At 39.2% G+C, this 19,379-nt stretch carries 19 protein-coding genes and 2 riboswitches; of the genes, 6 read left to right on the forward strand and 13 right to left on the reverse strand.

Annotated features, from left to right (window positions below; genetic code table 11):
• Positions 1–36: 36 nt before the first annotated feature.
• Together NY607_RS00160 and NY607_RS00165 are read right to left on the reverse strand one after the other, a co-directional pair.
• Complete coding sequence (locus NY607_RS00160) at positions 37–714, reverse strand: precorrin-3B methylase (RefSeq protein WP_259418886.1); 678 nt, start codon at positions 712–714, stop codon at positions 37–39.
• Between the two features lie 51 nt (positions 715–765).
• The gene (locus tag NY607_RS00165; RefSeq protein ID WP_131520306.1) at positions 766–1,758 is read right to left on the reverse strand and encodes an ABC transporter substrate-binding protein; all 993 of its coding nucleotides are present in this window, start codon (positions 1,756–1,758) and stop codon (positions 766–768) included.
• A 163-nt stretch (positions 1,759–1,921) separates the two neighbouring features.
• Positions 1,922–2,108: riboswitch (cobalamin riboswitch) on the reverse strand.
• Positions 2,109–2,290: 182 nt separating this feature from the next.
• On the opposite strand from NY607_RS00165, the gene NY607_RS00170 reads away from it, so the two are divergent.
• Positions 2,291–4,228, forward strand: coding sequence for an elongation factor G (locus NY607_RS00170; RefSeq protein WP_259418887.1), 1,938 nt, complete (start codon positions 2,291–2,293; stop codon positions 4,226–4,228).
• Between the two features lie 117 nt (positions 4,229–4,345).
• Here NY607_RS00170 and NY607_RS00175 read toward each other — a convergent pair whose 3' ends face one another.
• Positions 4,346–5,101, reverse strand: a complete 756-nt coding sequence (locus NY607_RS00175) for a hypothetical protein (protein ID WP_259418888.1) — start codon at positions 5,099–5,101, stop codon at positions 4,346–4,348.
• 226 nt (positions 5,102–5,327) lie between these two features.
• A riboswitch (cobalamin riboswitch) is annotated at positions 5,328–5,511 on the reverse strand.
• 245 nt (positions 5,512–5,756) lie between these two features.
• Between NY607_RS00175 and NY607_RS00180 the strand changes: the two genes are divergently transcribed.
• A complete protein-coding gene (locus NY607_RS00180) occupies positions 5,757–6,524 on the forward strand; it encodes a GNAT family N-acetyltransferase (RefSeq protein ID WP_259418889.1) in 768 nt (255 codons plus the stop codon).
• Between the two features lie 162 nt (positions 6,525–6,686).
• On the opposite strand, the gene NY607_RS00185 is transcribed toward NY607_RS00180, so the two are convergent.
• Entirely contained in the window at positions 6,687–7,067 is a 381-nt protein-coding gene (locus NY607_RS00185) for a PH domain-containing protein (RefSeq protein WP_259418890.1), read from the reverse strand.
• Positions 7,068–7,168: 101 nt separating this feature from the next.
• Between NY607_RS00185 and NY607_RS00190 the strand changes: the two genes are divergently transcribed.
• Positions 7,169–7,447: a hypothetical protein gene (locus NY607_RS00190; protein WP_255601633.1), complete on the forward strand. Its 279-nt coding sequence runs from the start codon at positions 7,169–7,171 to the stop codon at positions 7,445–7,447.
• Between the two features lie 246 nt (positions 7,448–7,693).
• Here NY607_RS00190 and NY607_RS00195 read toward each other — a convergent pair whose 3' ends face one another.
• The 8 genes from NY607_RS00195 to NY607_RS00230 all read right to left on the reverse strand — a co-directional run bounded on the left by NY607_RS00195 (position 7,694) and on the right by NY607_RS00230 (position 14,446).
• Complete coding sequence (locus NY607_RS00195) at positions 7,694–8,938, reverse strand: methyl-accepting chemotaxis protein (RefSeq protein ID WP_259418891.1); 1,245 nt, start codon at positions 8,936–8,938, stop codon at positions 7,694–7,696.
• Positions 8,939–9,097: 159 nt separating this feature from the next.
• Positions 9,098–10,516 carry an aspartate ammonia-lyase gene (gene aspA / locus NY607_RS00200; protein ID WP_004230240.1) on the reverse strand — a complete coding sequence of 473 codons (1,419 nt, stop codon included), beginning with the start codon at positions 10,514–10,516 and terminating at the stop codon, positions 9,098–9,100.
• A gap of 155 nt (positions 10,517–10,671) precedes the next feature.
• Positions 10,672–11,301 carry an NAD(P)-dependent oxidoreductase gene (locus NY607_RS00205; protein ID WP_237900672.1) on the reverse strand — a complete coding sequence of 210 codons (630 nt, stop codon included), beginning with the start codon at positions 11,299–11,301 and terminating at the stop codon, positions 10,672–10,674.
• Positions 11,302–11,371: 70 nt separating this feature from the next.
• A complete protein-coding gene (locus tag NY607_RS00210; protein ID WP_131520316.1) occupies positions 11,372–11,785 on the reverse strand; it encodes an Rrf2 family transcriptional regulator in 414 nt (137 codons plus the stop codon).
• A 105-nt stretch (positions 11,786–11,890) separates the two neighbouring features.
• Positions 11,891–12,097 carry a hypothetical protein gene (locus NY607_RS00215; RefSeq protein WP_036080672.1) on the reverse strand — a complete coding sequence of 69 codons (207 nt, stop codon included), beginning with the start codon at positions 12,095–12,097 and terminating at the stop codon, positions 11,891–11,893.
• Between the two features lie 46 nt (positions 12,098–12,143).
• Positions 12,144–12,329: a hypothetical protein gene (locus NY607_RS00220; RefSeq protein ID WP_048394492.1), complete on the reverse strand. Its 186-nt coding sequence runs from the start codon at positions 12,327–12,329 to the stop codon at positions 12,144–12,146.
• 183 nt (positions 12,330–12,512) lie between these two features.
• Positions 12,513–13,490: a thymidylate synthase gene (locus NY607_RS00225; protein WP_131520317.1), complete on the reverse strand. Its 978-nt coding sequence runs from the start codon at positions 13,488–13,490 to the stop codon at positions 12,513–12,515.
• Positions 13,491–13,537: 47 nt separating this feature from the next.
• The gene (locus tag NY607_RS00230) at positions 13,538–14,446 is read right to left on the reverse strand and encodes a hypothetical protein (RefSeq protein ID WP_259418892.1); all 909 of its coding nucleotides are present in this window, start codon (positions 14,444–14,446) and stop codon (positions 13,538–13,540) included.
• A 190-nt stretch (positions 14,447–14,636) separates the two neighbouring features.
• Here NY607_RS00230 and NY607_RS00235 point away from each other — a divergent pair, with 190 nt between their 5' ends.
• The 3 genes from NY607_RS00235 (at position 14,637) to NY607_RS00245 (ending at position 17,860) form a co-directional block, all read left to right on the forward strand.
• Positions 14,637–16,829, forward strand: coding sequence for an ATP-binding protein (locus NY607_RS00235; protein ID WP_259418893.1), 2,193 nt, complete (start codon positions 14,637–14,639; stop codon positions 16,827–16,829).
• Entirely contained in the window at positions 16,804–17,430 is a 627-nt protein-coding gene (locus tag NY607_RS00240) for a response regulator transcription factor (RefSeq protein WP_048394499.1), read from the forward strand. The genes NY607_RS00235 and NY607_RS00240 overlap by 26 nt, the downstream gene beginning before the upstream one ends.
• A gap of 229 nt (positions 17,431–17,659) precedes the next feature.
• Complete coding sequence (locus NY607_RS00245; RefSeq protein WP_004230248.1) at positions 17,660–17,860, forward strand: cold-shock protein; 201 nt, start codon at positions 17,660–17,662, stop codon at positions 17,858–17,860.
• 130 nt (positions 17,861–17,990) lie between these two features.
• Here the strand turns inward: NY607_RS00245 and NY607_RS00250 are convergent, their stop codons facing one another.
• A complete protein-coding gene (locus tag NY607_RS00250; RefSeq protein ID WP_259418894.1) occupies positions 17,991–19,289 on the reverse strand; it encodes a hypothetical protein in 1,299 nt (432 codons plus the stop codon).
• Positions 19,290–19,379 lie beyond the last annotated feature (90 nt).

Genomic DNA, 19,379 nt, shown 5'->3' on the forward strand with positions numbered 1-19,379 from the left:
TTACTACAATACTTCGACACCCTAAGTAATATCCCTCTATTTAATTGAATTTTTTACTAGTTCCCAATATTCTGCTGACTTTGTTCTGCGATAAAATTTATAAAAGGGCTCATTTGGGCGAGCATGCTCCTTATAAAGGTTTATCAGGTGCAGTAAAAAATCTTCAATTTGTGTGACGTCTACCCTCTTAGCGAATAACGTGCCAGCCTGTGCCTTTGCTCCCATCGGTACTGCCCCTAAATAGACATCAAAGCTTTCTTGTTGGTAAACGAGTCCAATATCATCATAGACTGCATTGTAGCAAGCTGATGCACATCCATTAATATTGACACGCACTCTTGCAGGTACCTTCATCCCCTCTATGGCATGATAGAGCTGTTCGGTTATCGGAGCAGCCTCCATTTTCTCCCCATCACAAAAATCACAGGCCTTCATGGCTATGATTGAACCAGAGGGAGCAACATAAAGACCTGCTTCCTGTAAGGCTTGTACCGCTTCCGTGGCATCGCACGTTGGTATGGATACGAGTATACTATAGGAAGCAGAATATTTTATCGCCCCCTTTTCGCCAGCAATTTCGGCTATTTTTTGGAATTGTGCAGGAGTATAATGCTTATTAATAATGCCAGGGCTAACGGCTAGACGGGTAAACTCACCATGACGGTTCAGTGTTTCAAATGTTAGATCTGGTACATTTTTTTGAAATGCGTTCATTTTTATCGCTCCTTATAAAAAAGGAGCTAGCAAAACGCTAGCTCGAATGGATTAAAAGTTTTCAGGATAGAAGCCCTTTGCTAAAATTTCAATGGCCTCTGCCGCACGAACCCCTTCAGACGCTGCTGAAAGTGGCAGGATGACAAAGCGCTCATTTTTGACCGCTTCCATCTCCTTTAAGGCTGGATCATTTTTTAAGAATTGGATCTTTTGGTCTGCCGTTGTTTCACCGTAATCAATCACGACAACTACCTCTGGGTTGCGGTCTACTGCATCTTCCTTCGACACAGTTGTCCAGCCTGATTCCACATCACCAAAGATATTTTGTCCACCCGCGATTGTCACAAGCTCATTCATAAAGTTTTGACCAGCTGTAAATACATCCTTTTCACCGCTATCAAACACAAGAACACGTAATTTTTCGCTATCTTTTGGTAATTTAGCTTGTACTGCCTCTACATCTTTCGTCATTTGCTCAATTAAAGCTTCGCCACGATCCTCAATACGGAAAATCTTCGCGATATTGCGAATATCAGTGAAAATATCCTCTATTGTTGGCTTTGTCATGTTGGAAGCCGTATGTAAATACGTATGGATGCCTAATTCTTCAAGCTCTTCTGGTGTGCCTACACCCTTTTCGCCAAAGCCACTTTTCCAGCCTGCATATAGGAAATCTGCCTCGGCATCAATGACTTGCTCCTTCGTTGGGTATTGATCGGAAAGAACAGGGACTTTATCGTATGCCTCTTGCAGTGGTTCATAGATTTTATCATCTAAGTAAGCTGTCCCTACCATAGAATCCTCTAAACCAAGTGCTAGCATGATTTCTGTCACATGCTGATTTAAGCTAATCGCTTTTGTTGGTGCTTCCGTATATGTTTGCGTTGTGTCATTATTTTCAATGGTTACTTCTGCTGCCGCCTCAGATGGCTCAACCTTTTCACCTTGTGCAGCTGATTCCGTTTTGTCCTTTGCGTTACAAGCCCCTAAAACAGCGACCAAGGCAATGATCATCATCAGCCATATACTTTTCCATTTCTTCATGTCCTTTTCTCCTTTGCTGTTAAAATATAGAAAGAAATCAGAGACTTCTTTACTACTAAGGTAGTTGGAAGGGCATAAAAAAACCCTCTTGTCGCCAAGAGAGTAGCATAGTGAAATAACGGTATCATTACCTTCATCACTATCCCCATCCTCGTGGTTCTTAGTCAAAAAATACATACTGGCAGGTATCCTGGCTTAGGTTCATCATCTATACGCCTTCCCATAGTTTCACTACAGTGGCATGCTGTATAGACTCCCCATTTACAGTTGCGGGACAGCATCGGAATTGCACCGATTTCCCTTTTAAGCAAATGACAAATGCCATTTGCACCAATACGTTCTATAATGGTCAATACTATTGATAGACTAGCAGAAGAAAATTTATCGCGCAATCAGTAGTATGACACTAAAAGTATAATCATCATTATATTAGCACTATTTTGACATAAAGACGAACTATTTTACAAGAAATATAGAAGCTAGTATTCTGTTACAATAAAAAGATAGCATTCTATAGAAACGAGGATTTCTTATGTACAAAACGATCGGTGTACTTGCGCACGTGGATGCAGGAAAAACGACCTTCTCTGAGCAAGTACTTTTTCATACAAATAGTATTCAAGCACGGGGGCGTGTTGATCATCAGGATACCTTTCTTGATCATCATGAGCTAGAGCGCAGACGAGGCATTACGATATTTGCCGAGCAAGGGCGCATGAATATTGGCGATGATACATACACATTGATTGATACGCCAGGGCATGTCGATTTCTCCCCTGAGATGGAGCGTGCCATTCGTGTGATGGATTATGCCATTATTATCATTAGCGCTGTCGAAGGGATACAGGGCCATACAGAAACAGTGTGGCAACTTTTACGTCAATACCATGTCCCTACCTTCTTCTTTATCAACAAAATGGATCGTGAGGGTGCCAATATGAAGGCTGTCATCAGACAGCTTCGCAAAGATTGCTCTCAGCATGTATTGTTCATCGATGAGCCACTGCGAGCAGACTATGTATCAAATAATATTATGGAATGGCTGGCGGAGCGCGACGAAAAATTGCTTGATGCCTTTCTAAATGAGTCATTGGAGCATGAACAGTGTCTTGCTCAATTAAAGGAAATGATTAAAAATGAAGGTGCCTTCCCTTGCTTTGCTGGCTCGGCCTTAAAGGATGAGGGCATTCAGGAATTTCTTGACCAGCTCCCGCTGTTAACGGCTTCCCATTTTGACAAGGATGCCCCGTTTGAGGGTGAGGTTTTTAAGATTCGTCATGATGGGCACCAGCGTTTAACCTTTATGAAGGCAACCAAGGGCTCGTTGCATGTACGAGATGAATTTTCATTTGACGAAGTAACAGAAAAAGTGACCGAAATTCGCCTTTATAACGGCAGTCGCTTTGAGACCGTTCAACAGGTAGAGGCAGGAGAAATTTTCGCTGTCAAAGGACTGAGCCAGGCAAACATTGGGGATCGAATCGGTACAACGATGCTATCACAGCCCTATGAGCTTGTCCCAACCTTACAGGCAAAGGTTCAATATGAGGGTGATCAGCATATCAAGGAAGTGCTACAGATTTTCCGTTTACTCGAAGCAGAAGAACCGTCCTTGCGTGTGGTCTGGCAGGAAAAATTTCAGGAAATCCATGTGCATATTATGGGTGCCATTCAATTGGAGGTCCTGACTGAGGTATTAATGACGCGTTTTTCATTAGCTGTCTCCTTTGGTGAACCGCAAATTTTATACATGGAAACCATTGCGACGACCGTAACGGGCTATGGTCATTTCGAGCCCCTCAAGCATTATGCAGAAGTTCATTTATTAATGGAGCCAAATCCACGTGGAACAGGTAATACCTTCACCAATGCCTGTCATGCCGATCATTTATCTGTAGGCAATCAGCGCCTTGTTGAAAAGCATCTGTTTGAGCGTGACCATCATGGGCTACTGACAGGCTTCCCTGTAACAGATATTCATTTTACACTTCTAACAGGTCGCGGGCACAATGAACATACATCGGGGGGAGATTTCCGTGAAGCCAGTTTCCGTGCCCTGCGTCAGGGGCTGGAGCAGGCACAAAATGTCCTACTTGAACCCTATTATCGCTTTAAAATGAAAGCTTCAAATGACTTTATCGGTCGTATGATGACTGATATTCAGCAAGCAGCAGGCACGTTCGATGACCCGATTTTATCCGAAACGGATGTTATCCTAACAGGTCGTGCACCTGTTGCCACTTTAATGAGCTACAGTACAACCTTTGCCGCCTATACAAATGGGAAAGGTGCACTCACACTCCAATTTGATGGCTATGATGTGTGCCATAATACAGAGGATGTGATTGCACAGATTGGCTATGATAAAAATGCCGATCTTGAGTATAGTTCCTCTAGTATCTTTTGTGCAAAGGGCAAAGGATATTCGGTTCCATGGCAAGAAGCACAGGCAGCCATGCATTGCCTGTAGGATGGGATGAGCCTGCTCGCTTCGGGTATTTCCGCGGGTATTTCTTTCTTGGGCATAAATATATCTCTACCCTGCCATAAGATATTACAAGCCCTCCAAAAAATGGAGGGCTTGTTTTTATAGTGCACTGACAGCTTTCTTTGTTGGATTGTCCAACAAATATGCGGGTTCAACTATTACATAGTCATGCTTGTTCGTAAAATCAATTAGTACCTTACCAGGTTGACTTTTTAATAGTTGTAGATGATCAATTAATTGCAGTAAAAGCTCGTGACCGTTGCCACGTGGATGCCAGTTGAAATGATAATCATTTAACGCTTGCACCGCTTCAATAAATTGGGCATATTCCTGCTGCACAAATGCAATGAGTTTGTCATGATGAGATGCTAAATCATATAAATATGTTTCGTAAAAGCGCATGACAATCGAGCATAATAAGTCATTGACACGAGCGGCACTTAAAACAGGCTTTGGCTCCAATGATAGACGGTCGAGGTTGGGCTTTGCGCGTGTAGAATCAATGCGCGTAATTAAGTGATACGCTTCTCCGTTGACCTCATAGACAATCGGATTGGTCGGCATGTACATCATAAAACTATTCGTCTTTGTTTTTAGTTCATCTGCTATGGCTGCTTTCGCTAAAAGATGACCGTCCACATCCCCATTTTGTATCCAAATAATTTCTTTATTATATAAGATTTGCTCAAAGAAGCGATCATTACGAATCAGCTTCGTTGCTAATAATTGATCGATCAGAGACTCGACCACCATTCTTGTTTTCGCTTTCTTGGCAACTTCTGTGCGTGGTTGCTTACAAATGTTCAGATCTTCATAAGGCGTTTCCAACGTTGTCGTTACATGAATATTTGTCATACGTGCATCCCCTTTGCGTACATATTTTCAAAACAAAAAGGACTCCCTACTTTTGAGGAAATCCTTCATTTTATCTTCTTTCATCATACAATGCCAAACAAACCCTAAGTATGTGTGAACGAGTTCGATTGTGAACCCTTTCATTTACTATGGGCGTTTGACGTACTGTGACGAACAGAGCATTCTGTTTTGTCAACATGCCACCTCCTATTCCTCGTAGGTTTATGGTGTGTACTCGTAACAGGCAGGTATCCTGACTCATGATCATCGCTTCTTTTCTCCTTCCCGTCCAAAGACAGTGGATACTGAAAAGTCGCTCACATTTACAGTTGCGGGACAGTGTCGGATTCGCACCGACTTCCCTTTTAAGCAAATTGCACGCAATTTACACCTATTACTACACGCTATTCAGTTGTCATAGGAATGAGTATATGCACATTCCTATTAGATTACTAAAATCAATTGTAAAGTAGTGTTTTTCTAAAGTCAAATATCACAATATTTTCCAAACTACTAATCATCCTTGCTTTTCGTGCCTGATTGTTTTCTGAAAATTATGGGAGGATATAAAAACGGTGAACTCAGTATTTTTAATCTTTCAATGACTCTATAATAAAAGATAGTGCGCACTACTAATAGTGAAAGGATGAAAGATATGAAAGCAAGTCAACAATTAGTGACGAGTAATTTAGAGGAAAAAATGAAACTATTTACTCAAGCTGTTTCTGGACAAATTATAGAGGAAGCTCATTTTGTCATAGCCAATACAAATATTCCAACTGATACATTTAATTTGCTAGTAGTGAAATCGCCTATGATTCATAAGGAAAATCATCTTAAACAAAGGATTAATCATTTCATTGTTAATAAACTTCCTTTCAACACGTGGGTGGATGCCAACTATCTAAGCGATGATTGGCTACAGCTGATAAAAGACTGCAATTTACAGGAAGCTGAACGAAATATGATGATGAAGCTTGACCATACACTTCACACAGGTCCACGAATTTCCAATCATCTTACCATCACAGAAGTAAGCAACAAGGAAGAGCTTCTACAATATAAGGAAGTTTTTCTAAGTTTATTTGGAGAAACAGCAGAAAGAGAAGCATTAGAAACTTATTTTCATAAATTCTCACAGGAAAAGTTAGCATCAAATGCTCGAATGTTTATTGGCTGTTTAAAGGAAATACCTATCGCTACGGGATTATTAATAGACAGTAAACATAGCTATGGGATTTATGATATGATGACAAAAGATGCGTATAGGGGCAAGGGGTATGGCAGTGAGATGTTTCAATTCCTACTCAGTCAAACAATTGATAAGCGAAAGCCCGTAGTCTTACAGGCATCAGAGGATGGAAAGAATATATACAAACGCTTCGGGTTTAAAGAAGTTGGAGAAATGATTGTCTTTGAATAAGACTTCGGCAAGGCGTTCTTATTTACGCTTATCAGTATTTTCGAGCCTACCGTAATCATGAAGCCGACTTAAAATCCCTTACGCCGTCCTCTTCTGGCACGACAAAAAAGCCTCGCATATTTGCGGGCTTTTGGTTGTGCACATGTACTATTAGCACCTTCATTACGTCCCCAACACATACTGTGCTAAGACGCTTTGCACCTTATAAATATTTGTCGCCTTATTGAAGTTTTTTTGAATCGGTAATGAACTGCCAGACACCCATATTTTGAGCTCTGCATCTAAATCAAATGTTCCAGCTGTTTCTACTGAAAAATGCACGATATTTTTATAGGGAATAGAATGATACTCCGTTTTCTTGCCAGTCACTCCTTGCTTATCGATGAGGATCAATCGTTTATTGGTAAAAATAAACGTGTCTCTAATAATTCTATAGGCGTTCTTGACTGTCTCATTTGGAATTAATAAATCATGGACCTCCTCCTGTAGTTTTTCTAAATTCACCTCACTTGCATTGCCGATCAATCCATCAAATAAGCCCACTATCTGTCCCCTTTCGCTCTCGTTTATTTAATGTATTACAAAGAAGTGAGGGCTACGACAGGAAATGGTGGTATTATTTTGCCTATTGAGGGGGTGAGTGGTTGCGAATAATGATAGTTGCTTTAGTGTCTCTACTAGCCGTTGTTTTACTAGGATGTAATGAAAAACCAGATGATGATTTAGCTAAGGTCAGCATTTCTAATCGTGCTGAATTTGGCAAGATAAACCGTGATTTTAGTAAAAAATATCAGGATGAAGAATTACTTACACTATTCCAACAAGCCATTGCAACAGCTGTCAAAAACGAGGGTACCGTCAATATGGCTTCACCAGAACATAATGTACAAATAGTGGACAAGGCAGGAAACAAATATGGCTAGCATCTTTGGTTAGGTGATAAAGGTCAAAACAGTAGTTTGATGCATGTCTAGGATACGCATACGATCTACACACTATCTGAGGAGTTCACTGGGAAACTAATTGCGCTGGTTCGACCATAAAAACACTTTCCATGTATTCTAGGAAAGTGTTTTTATGGTCAATTAGTGCCATTGTGCGGCTTTTCGTAGTATTGATGAAAAGGCTTATTTAGGGCTTAAAAACCTAGCAACATACCTTTTCATTGCCTAAACCTGAAACTGGTTAGTTAACTTTTGTAAGTTATCCGCTTGGACACTTAAATCCTGTGTGACATGATTAACTGCTTGCATTGAGGCTGTTTGCTCATCCATTGAATGTAAAACAGCTTCTGTATAATTCGATAGCTTGCCCATGCCAGCTGCGATGGTTGTCACAGTGGATGCCACTTCATTGGCGCTACTTGAAAGCTGCTCAGCTGTCGTCGAAATATCCTCCAGCTGACTTGTCATCTGACTAACATGCTGTGAAATTGTGCCAAATGATTTTGTCGCTTCGTCAATGACAAACACTCCTTGTTGAACATTTTTCAAATCATCTTCTACTGATGAGGCTACTTGTTTTGTATCACTTTCTATTCCTACAACTAAATCCACAATTTGCGTAGCAGAGTGCTTTGATTGTTCTGCTAATTGACGCACTTCTTCAGCTACAACGGCGAAGCCTTTACCATGCTCCCCAGCGCGTGCTGCTTCTATGGCCGCATTTAATGCTAGTAGATTTGTTTGATCTGTAATGGTAGTAATCATATCTGTCATTGATTTAATATCTGACATTTTAAGGGATAATTGCTGCATCAATCCACTTGTTTTTTCTGTTGAAGAGGAAATAAATTGCATTTGCTCTTTTGCCACATGTAAAATATTTGCACCATTTCCTGCTATCTCGCTAGCATCTTTCGCATGCACAAACACATCTTGTGTGGCTACTGTAATTCGCTCAATGCCATCAACGGTTTCTTGCATAGATTTAGCACTATCATTAGCCGATTGTGCTGCTTGCTTCAAGCCCTCTGACGTCTTCTCCATTTGTTGATCTACTTCTTCCACAGCAAGTGTAATTTCATTCGTACTCGCAGATAATTCTTCGATGCTTGCTGATAAATCTGTAGAGCTGTGCGCAATTTTTTGTGTCATTGTTCGTAATTGTTCCTGCATCTCTAAAAAGGATTGTGCTAGTTGAGAAATTTCACCATTATCACGAACCTCAATGACAACGGTATCTAATTGACCTGCCGTAATTCCTTGTGCAGCCTCTGTGATTTGTTTGATAGGCTGTATCACTTTGTAATGGACATACACTGTGTAAGATAGTGTAATAGCAATTCCTACAATCGTTAACACGGTAGAAAACCAATCTAATGTCGTTACATTGGCTAAATCGATAAATAAAATAACGATCATTAAAACATTTAAAACGGAAAAGCCAAGTAAACTCTTTTTTCGTAAACTCATTACAAATTCCCCCAACTAAAATATGTCTTCCATACCATTATTATAGTTGAATAATCCTAAAATACATAAGGATACGCTCTATTTTATATGAGAAAAGGTCTACAAAAAAAGACTATAGACAGCCTTTTAGGGCATGTCTACAGTCCATAATTGCTCGTTTTATTTTAATTTCATGATACTAGAACCCGCAATACCTGGGTGTGTCATTTCATATGGATCTAAAATCAAGTCTAATTGTTCTTTTGTTAGGACGCCTTCTTCAATGCAAAGCTCACGAATTGAACGACCTGTTAAAATAGCTTCACGTGCTAGACGAGCAGCTACTTCATAACCGATGTGAGGGTTAACTGCTGTTAGCACGCCTACACTTTTTTCTACATATTCTTTCATGCGCTCTTCATTTGCTTCAATATCTTTTAAGCAGTTTTCTGTAAACGCACGGAATACATTATTCATAATGCTAATCGATTGGATTAGGTTGAACACTAATACAGGCTCCATTACGTTTAATTCTAATTGACCAGCTTCCGATGCTAGAGAAATTGTATGGTCATTCCCAATTACTTGGAAGGCTACTTGATTCAGCACCTCAGGCATAACTGGGTTAACTTTACCTGGCATAATTGAAGAACCTGGTTGACGAGCTGGTAACAGGATTTCTCCTAAGCCTGCGCGAGGACCAGAAGCCATTAAACGCAAGTCATTAGCAATTTTAGACATATTAATCATACAGATTTTTAAAGCGCCTGATACTTCTGTGTAGGCATCTGTATTTTGTGTTGCATCCACTAAATGCGTTGCACCTTTTAATGGTAAACCAGAAATTTCAGCAAGATGCTCATCAACAGATTTAATGTAGTCTGGGAAGGCATTTAAGCCTGTTCCGACAGCCGTTGCACCCATGTTCACATCATATAAATTCGGGCGAGTTTGACGAATGCGTACGATGTCACGATTGATCACGCGGCAATAAGCTTCAAACTCTTGTCCTAAGCGGATTGGCACGGCATCCTGTAAATGCGTACGTCCCATTTTAATGACATGAGCAAATTGCTCTGCTTTTTGATGGAAAACGGATTGCATATAATCCATCGTTACTAATAATTCATCTATTAAATTTAACACAGCGATATGAATAGCTGTTGGGAAAGCATCATTTGTTGATTGTGACATATTGACATGACTGTTTGGGCTTACTGTGTGATAGTCACCTTTTTCTTTCCCTAAAATTTCTAGGGCACGGTTAGCGATGACTTCATTGGCATTCATATTGATGGATGTACCTGCTCCACCTTGAATTGGGTCTACGATAAATTCAGCATCCCATTTGCCATCAATCACTTCTTGTGCTGCTTCGACAATTGCCTCACCAATTTCTTTTGATAATAGGTGTACTTCCATATTACTTAATGCAGCTGCCTTCTTCACAATCCCCATTGCTTTAATAAGTGAAGAGTGAATTGTGTAGCCTGTAATTGGGAAGTTTTCCGTAGCACGTAGTGTTTGAATTCCGTAATACGCCTCTGCTGGTAATACGCGCTCACCTAAAAAATCTTTTTCTATTCGTTGTGTTGACATTATTGTCGTCTCCTTTTATGTAATACTCACACTTGATAGTAGCTAATAAAAGTCGTATTGTAAACAGTCATTTTTCTGTAAACGAAAAAAATCCTTCAGAAAAGCAAAAAAATCACAAAAAACCGAGCGCATTTCCTACGCTCGGTTGCATTTTATTATTTATTTGACGTTACTGTGAAACGGCTATTAACGTGCTGTGGGTTTTCTAATTCATCGACGACAGCCACTGCGTAATCGGCATAGCTGACATAGCTTTCCCCCGCATCATTTACTAATAAGTGGTCGACGCCTGCTGTATAGTGACCTGTACGTGGTCCTTCTGGATCGAAAAATGCAGATGGACTAATAAATGTCCAAGTAATGGATGATTGTTGTAAATCCTGTAGGTTTTGTCCTTGATTTTGCGCTGTTGCTAAATACATGGCTGGGAAATCTGGTGTATCCATCACACGCACTTTTTTCTCTGGGTCCACAAATAGACTGCCCGCTCCCCCTACAACCACTAATTTTGTAGGAATACCTTGGAAAATTGAGATCAAATGACGACCAGTTTTGACATGTAAATCTTCTTGTCCAGCTGGAGCACCGAATGCATTGACAACGACATCGAAGCCTTTTACATCATCTTGCGTTACATCAAACACATCTTTTTCAATTACTGGAATAGCAGCTGTCACTTTTGCTGCGGAACGAACGATGGCTGTGACCTCATGACCACGTTGTACCGCTTCCTCTACTATTTTTTGTCCAGCTTTTCCTGTTGCACCAATTACGGCAATTTTCATGATTTATTCCTCCTAAGGTTTAGTTGTAACCATTTTAGTTACAGGTTAGATACAAGAAGACCATCTCCGTCTAAGTACGAAGCTGATCTAGCACATCCTGTAGCGTCTGTGCTTGTAATTGCTCTTCCATTGCCAGCCACACAGATGTATAGACACCCTCCAATGTATGCTTGATTTTTTGACCTACTGCACACGCTGGATTTGGCTCATCATGAATGGCAAATAGCTGCTCTGGCCCATCAATTGCCTGATAAATCGCTAGCAGTGTTAAATCCTTTGGCGCTACTAATAGCTCATAGCCAGCCATGCCAGAATGAGAAGAAAGTAAGCCTGCTTTTTTTAGCACACCAATCATTCTTCTTACGACTACTGGATTGGTATTCACACTTCCAGCTATAAAATCGGACGTAAGGAGACTTTTATCAGAGGTTGTAGCAATGAGCGAAAGAATATGGATCGCCACCGAAAATCGACTGTTCACCATATGTATCACCACCTGTTGTAACTATTATAGTTACAGGTGCAGAAAAAAGTCAAGCACTGTCACCTGTATATATTGTTCCCGGTTAAGCTGTTGCTAATGTATCGCTTATATTTTTTTTACGTAAATGACTAATTCCTGTCGTATTTGACCGTTGTCCTCATAAAAATCTAAATTATGAAATTCATATTTAAAGTGACCTACAGGAAATGTCACACTTTCTCCTTGCGCTGCTGCCAAAATGCCTGCTACATCTTGTGACACCATATGTAGCAGCTCTTCCCCAGAATAAGAATCGATAAAAATAACGTTCATAAAAAAAACACCTCCATAGCCATTATAGCTTAGGAGGCGCTTACATTTATAGTGTATCTTTATAACCTTTCAAACGAATCTCTTCGATGATTTGCATCATTTCTTGAATTTGTTGCTGCGACAATTCGATCTTGTTACAAGAATATGCATGTTGAACAGAACCCATGCTTTGTTCTGGCTCGCTTTGCTGTCGATCATATTCATCTACTAGAAGTACCATTGTATTTTTCACAACTATCACCCCTACAATATAATGGACTATTGCCATTATACCAAATAATGCTAATTACACCATAATAACTATAATCAATTTCTTTTCATCCAGTCATCCAACTACTTACCTATTTCGTAAAACAAATAGTTAGACCTAGCTATTCGTTTGAAAAAACAGCAACCAAAAAGGCTGCTGTTGGCATTATACGGCAATCGGTGCTTTTATCGCAGGATGTGGATCATATCCTTCAATCGATAAATCCTCAAGCTCTATATCAAAGATGGATGCTTTATTTGGATTGATGTGCAATGTTGGTAGGTTTCTTGGCTCACGTGATAGCTGTTCTTTCACTTGCTCCACATGGTTAGCATAAATATGGGCATCCCCAATGCTATGAATAAATTCGCCAACCTCTAAGCCACACTCATGTGCGATCAAATGTGTTAATAAGGCGTAAGACGCAATATTGAATGGACAGCCTAATAATGTATCAAGGCTTCTTTGCATTAACTGGCAGCTTAATTGACCATTTGCTACATAAAATTGGAACATCACATGGCACGGTGGTAATGCAGCTTTACTGCCCTTTGCGCCCGCATTAATGACATCCTCAGGATTCCATGCATTGACAATGATACGGCGTGAATCAGGTTGGTGCTTAATCTGATGAATGACATCCTGTAGCTGATCAAGGCTCTCGCCATCAGAGGTTGTCCAATGGCGCCATTGTTTGCCATAGACATTTCCGAGATCTCCATATTGCTGTGCAAAGTCATCATCTGTTAAGACACGTTCACAAAATGAAGCAAGCTCTTTCTGATACAATGCGTTAAATGACTCGTCTACTAAACAGCGTCGACCAAAATCTGTCATATCTGGGCCTGTATACTCATCAGATTCCACCCATTTCTTAAATGCCCATTCATCCCAGATGTGGTTATTATGCTGCAACAGGTAACGAATATTGGTATCCCCTTTAATGAACCATAATAATTCACTTGCTACAAGCTTAAAGGGCACACGCTTTGTCGTTAGAAGAGGAAACCCTTTGCTTAAATCAAAACGCATTTGATACCCAAAGACGCTGTATGTACCTGTCCCAGTACGATCCTCTTTCTTTGTGCCATTTTCTAATATATGTTGTAGTAAATTTAAGTACGCTAATTCTGGATGCGTCATTTTTCTTCAACAGCTCCTTCAAGTTTGCTGTTGACCATTATACCATTTCACAACGAATTATTGTTGAGCTCCCTCGAAATTTCACTCTCCGTTGTGACGAAAAAAGTGGGCAGCAAGATGATATTTAATAAAACAGGTCCAACGATTACTAATAAATCAATCCCAGGACTAAAATATAATCCAAATGCTGTAATCAGACCTGATAATACAAGAAACACGATTTGTGCGACAATGATTAAGATCGGCACCAATTGATACAGGTAATTGAGTTTACGGAACTGATGCATATTGTCTGGGTTTTTAATGATTTTTCTTTTTAACCGTCTGGATAAAATAAGACAAGCAAGCAGTTGGATAGCCATAAAGCAAAAATAAATGACACTGTATACAAGCAACTGACTTTTTTGAATGGTGCCATCAAAATGGCCCACTCTTTGGTTTAATAACTCTTGGACTGCTCCCTCATAGACATATTCACGTTCACTTAAAAAAGTAAAGGGCTCCATAAAGCCAAGCGCTGTCCAATCCTTTGTATTGACAGTCCACTTGGATAATTTACTTGCTAAAATACGCAATTGAATAGGATCTTGCTCGCCAAACATCCCTACTAGATGACGATAGGGAATGGCTACTTTTAGCTGACCATCCTGCTTTTCTTGAAATAAATCCTGAATATAAAAGGTATAGGCAACATCGGATTTATTGGCCTCATAACGCGTCTCACCAATTTTCCAATGATTAGCTAAGGAAGCTTGAATGCCATTTTTCATTTCTGTATAGGGCATATCCTTATGTAAATGCTTCGGAATCTTATAGACAAAATGATGATCACTACCTATGAGACCAATTTCTACCTCGACTTTATCCTGATTCACCGTTTTGGCCTTCGTGGTCAATGGAATGGTGATCATAGCGATGAGAAAAAAAAGTAAAAGTGTTAAAATGCCTTTTTTCACGCAGAAGTCCCCCTATTCGTCACTAATGATTAAATTTACCCTATCATAGCCATGTCCGAAAACACTATTTCGTTATTCCGAAAAAACAATAGTGGTTTTCCGAAACTCGTTATTTCGGTATTCCAAATTTATCAATAATTAGCGATAATATATAGGAGATTATGATCATAAGCAAATAAGAGGTTTTACAATGAAAAAATGTACTTATTGTATTTTTCTTACATACTTAATACTCGGTATTTATGTGTTAGGTATTACCATCAAAACACCCTTTGTGAGTCTCACTCTCGATACGACAAACGGTCAGCCTGTTTTTGTGGATAGCTATTACCCTCTATGGGCAGAGCAAAAAAATATTGAAAAAGGGGATATTATTGTGGCTATCGATGGGCAGCCAGCCATGAAGAATCGCTACGTTCAACAGCAAATGATCATTAGAAGCGCCAATGCATTAACGATCCAAAAGGCTGATAAGAGTATTCAAACCATTGCTGTCAAACATCGAGACATGCCAGAAGAATTATATTTGCAAATTTTGTTCCCTATCTTTTATTTTTTCCTAGCTTTTGGTGTCGCACTTTATGTTTGGCGACGCAATCAAAATAATCTTTCAACGTTTTTATTGATCCTATTTTTATTAACTTGTTCGACCGCCTATATCAGTACTGGCGCATCAGCTAGAGGAAATATGATTGGGATGTTTGTCATTAGTAGCTGTATTATTTTATGCATGGTTCTCTTTATTCACTTTTTACAACACTTTTTCAAATACCTACAAATTAAGTGGACCTACCCTCACAGCAAATGGCTGTACTTATTAATACTGTTCATCCCTGGCTTTTATCTAATGGAGGAAATTGAGCCATCATTACGTGAGTTCACACCTATATTGAACCTAAGTTTATTTGCTGTCCTGGTAGTCTATGCAATTTTTATTTTAGTAACGAGTTATTTACGTACTAAATTGGCCAAAATTCGTTTAATTGCGCTTGCCTTTATCGTGCCGTTTTTACCCTTTTTATTATTCTTCGTTACACCTGAAATATTAGGACATAAGCCGATATTACACGCTGAAATCGCTGCATTGTTTTTATTATTTATTCCGTTCTCTTTTCTGTTCATTCAGGTGAACGAACGATTATTCGATATTGAATACCAATTATCACGATTACGCTATTATTCAACGCTAGCCTTTTTCAGTGCGCTTCTGTTGACAGCAGGGATTGCCCTGTTATTCATGGGGGAGCTATCCATCGTCCATGTCACAAGTATTTTTTTACTTGTCTTTATGGTGATCATTGCAAGCTTTTATATAAAAGAACGCATTGATTTTAAGTATCGAAAAATTATCTTCTCTTCTACTGGAAATTATGTACATAATTTATATGCAGCCGTTCAGCGTATGGGCAAAGCAAAAAACCAACAAGAATTATTGGATCGTTTTAAATATGAAATCACCGAGAAGCTTGGAACCACAGCGTTTCATATCCGGACAATAACAGACGATTCTCCACAGCATGTAAGCTACTATCCGCAATTACTGTTACATGATGCTGGTGAGGAAAAGATTATGTTAGAAATACGCCATGCTCTGCAAAAGGAAGAGCTGCTTTGGTTAGAATTGCTTGCACTGTATGTGTCCATGTTTATCAATAACTTACAGCAAATTGAGGATTTAGTGCGTGAAATTCAGCATATAAAAAATACCAGCGATACACCGCTTCCTTGGCTCGATAAATTGCTATGGAATATTATTGAGAAGGAAAAGAGTATTTTAGCACAGGAATTACATGATACCATTTTGCAGGAGCAGCTTCATTTAGCCAGAGAGCTTGATGTCCTAGCTGGCTCCCCTACTATTCAGAAGGAGACCGTGCTAGCTATACGCGAGCAGCTATTGAATGCAACGAAGGACTTACGAGAATATTGCGAGAACTTAAGTCCCCCACTATTGGATACCTTTGGTTTACAAATGGCATTAAAAAAACTCATTCAAAAGGTAAAAATAAGGGCTGATTTTTTATTAAGCGCCCAAATTGATCGTGTAGAATTTCAGGATGTCACCCTGCATCTCGTAGTCTATCGTCTTGTTCAGGAGCTGTTAAATAATGCAATCAAGCATGCTGAAGCAACAGAGGTTTCGCTTCAATTACAAGCAATCCCTCAAGGCTTTATCCTTCGATACGATGATAATGGTATAGGCTGCGACATTGACGATTTAATACAGTCCTCTGCATCAATGGGCATTAATGGCATTCGCGAACGTGTCCGTGCTTTTAATGGTGACATTACCATTCAATCGAGCCTTAACGAGGGCATGCATATTTATATACAAATACAAGAGGACGGGGATTCATATGATGAACATACTTATTATAGATGACCATCCTGTCGTTTTAGATGGTACGAAAACATTGTTGCAGGATTTAGCCAATGTTCAAATCGAAACAGAACAGGATTGCGCAGCCGTTTTATCAAGAATGGATACAGCTACCTTTCAGTTGTTTCTCATTGATATTAATATGAAGCCAATCAACGGCATTCAACTATCAGAGATGATTAAGAAAAAACAAGCAGATGCATTGATTATTCTTTACACAGGCTACGAACTTTCCGATTATTATGAGCTATTGATTGAGAAAAAAATTGACGGTCTATTATCAAAGCTAGCGACAAAGGAGCAAGTGATCCAAACCATTCAAGCAGCCATAAGAGGTGAGATTTTACTGGCAGCCGATTTCTTAGACTTTGTTCAGCAACGCACCAACCTGCCGAATGTGCAGCAGGAGGTTCTACTGAGCGATAAGGAACAGGAAATACTACAGCTCGTTGCCCAAGGCTGTACAAATAAAGCCATCGCCTCTGCAATTGGTGTCACCCAGCGCACGGTGGAGAACTATTTATCGAAGCTATTCGTCAAGCTGAATGTAGAATCGCGGGCAGAGGCTGTCATTGTTGCGAAGGAAAAAGCATGGATTAAATAATGAGGAAATAGTGTTTCTTTACTATTAGATTACAAATGTAAATTTTTCCTTACTAAAAACGGAATTTACTGGATATACAAACAATTCTGTACTATAATAAGGGTAATAATTACATTACTTCATTGCTATGATTAAAAACACGTATTCAAAAGTAATACGAGCTTTTGAATACGTTTTTTATATGTGATAGAAGCAATTGATTGTTGAATTTTTTTGGGAGGGTGTTTACATGACACAAGGTACAGTAAAATGGTTTAACGCAGAAAAAGGTTTTGGCTTCATCGCAGTTGAAGGTGGCAATGATGTATTCGTACATTTCTCAGCTATCCAATCTGATGGCTTCAAAACTTTAGAAGAGGGCCAAAAAGTTGAATTCGGCGTAGAAGAAGGCAGCCGTGGACCTCAAGCAACGAATGTAGTGAAACTATAATCTTCACTTAACATAGACGTGCATATAAAAAGAGACATTCGTAAATGGATGTCTCTTTTTCCTGTGTCAGGATTTATTCATCCTATCAACTTGCACAGGTAGCCCCACCGTATGAACCACTCCATCCTGACTAATATAAATGAATTTGATAATACTTTTTTGGGCGTCCACGCGTGGTGGACGTGTTGCTTGGTAATTCGTGTGCTAAATTTTTCTCATGGAGCTGCTTTAAAATGCGGTTTGCAGAGCGTACCGTAATGCCAAGATGTGTACTGAGCAGTTCTCCACTGACGATCGTAGTCGTTAGTTTTTCCAGCATCGCTTCTATTTTTTGTAATTGTAATAAGGGAATATCATATGTCGTACTTAAATTTTTTAGATGCTGTTGTTTTTCATCGTCAAACTGTAGCATCGTTCCATATAGTAAAGGCCCGATTTCTCTTGAATTTTCAATAATGTATCCCTGTGTTTCCTTTGAAGAGCAGAGGGTTGCGGCTTTTTTAGCAAACTCCTGACTTTCAATTAGAGAGTCACCAATTCCCCACCCTATTCTGACAGGAAACAATAGCTTCTCATTTAAAAAATCAACTAAATGACAATGTGAATAACGATTCGTTGTACTTAAAAATTGCTTATACGTCGTGATAATTGCAATAAACGATGCCTCACGATGTACGATAAATGAGCTAGCATACAGTTGTTTGAAATCTAATATAGTTTTATATAAGGCAATTTGCCGATATTCTAGGTCTTCTATATTCGATTTATCTATCGGAATTAAAATATGCACTACCACTACTTTATTTTGGTTAAGCTGTCGAATTCGCAGTTGATTGAGAAAATGATCTAATGTTAATTGCATGGCATATTGAGACGGGTAAAAAGCGATAAATGGTATATTTTGATCAGCTAAGCGCTCACGTATTTCTGCAATGCGGGTAAAGCTCAAATCAACCTTGTTTTCCTTATGCAATTGTAGATGCCATTCAGCAGCTTTATCGACAATATCGCTACTTGCGTACTCGCTCATCGTTTGGCTAAAAAGATAAGGTTTTTTTCCTATCGACCATTCATGAATGCCCAAATAGCCGTTTTCCTCATAGCAAAAGTCGATCGCAATGCGATTCATAGCAATCTTTTTCTCATAAAAAAGCTCCGTAACGGTACGGTAAAAATCACGCTCTGAAATATCAAAATAATGCATAGGTACCGTTGCTTCTTGAAAATGCGTTTGAGCATAAAAATATGGAATTTGTCCGCTAAAAAGCGCTCCATCTCCCCCTTCCAAATAATTTTCTAAAAGCTCATTCAAATGTTCAAAATCAGTATAAGCATAGTAATGAAATTCACAAAAAGAGGGTTTAATTTTTTCAAGCTGTTGAACCCATGAAAGTGAGCGTTTTGCGGTAAAAACATTAATTTTATACATACATATAGCTCCTTAATAAAAAATAAATATTGAAAATAGTCAGAAAATATGGTTTCTTTGTATAAAGGACATAGATTTTCAATGTCTTAA

The sequence above is a fragment of the Lysinibacillus sp. A4 genome, assembly GCF_024919535.1.
GTDB classification, from domain to species: Bacteria; Bacillota; Bacilli; order Bacillales_A; family Planococcaceae; genus Lysinibacillus; species Lysinibacillus capsici.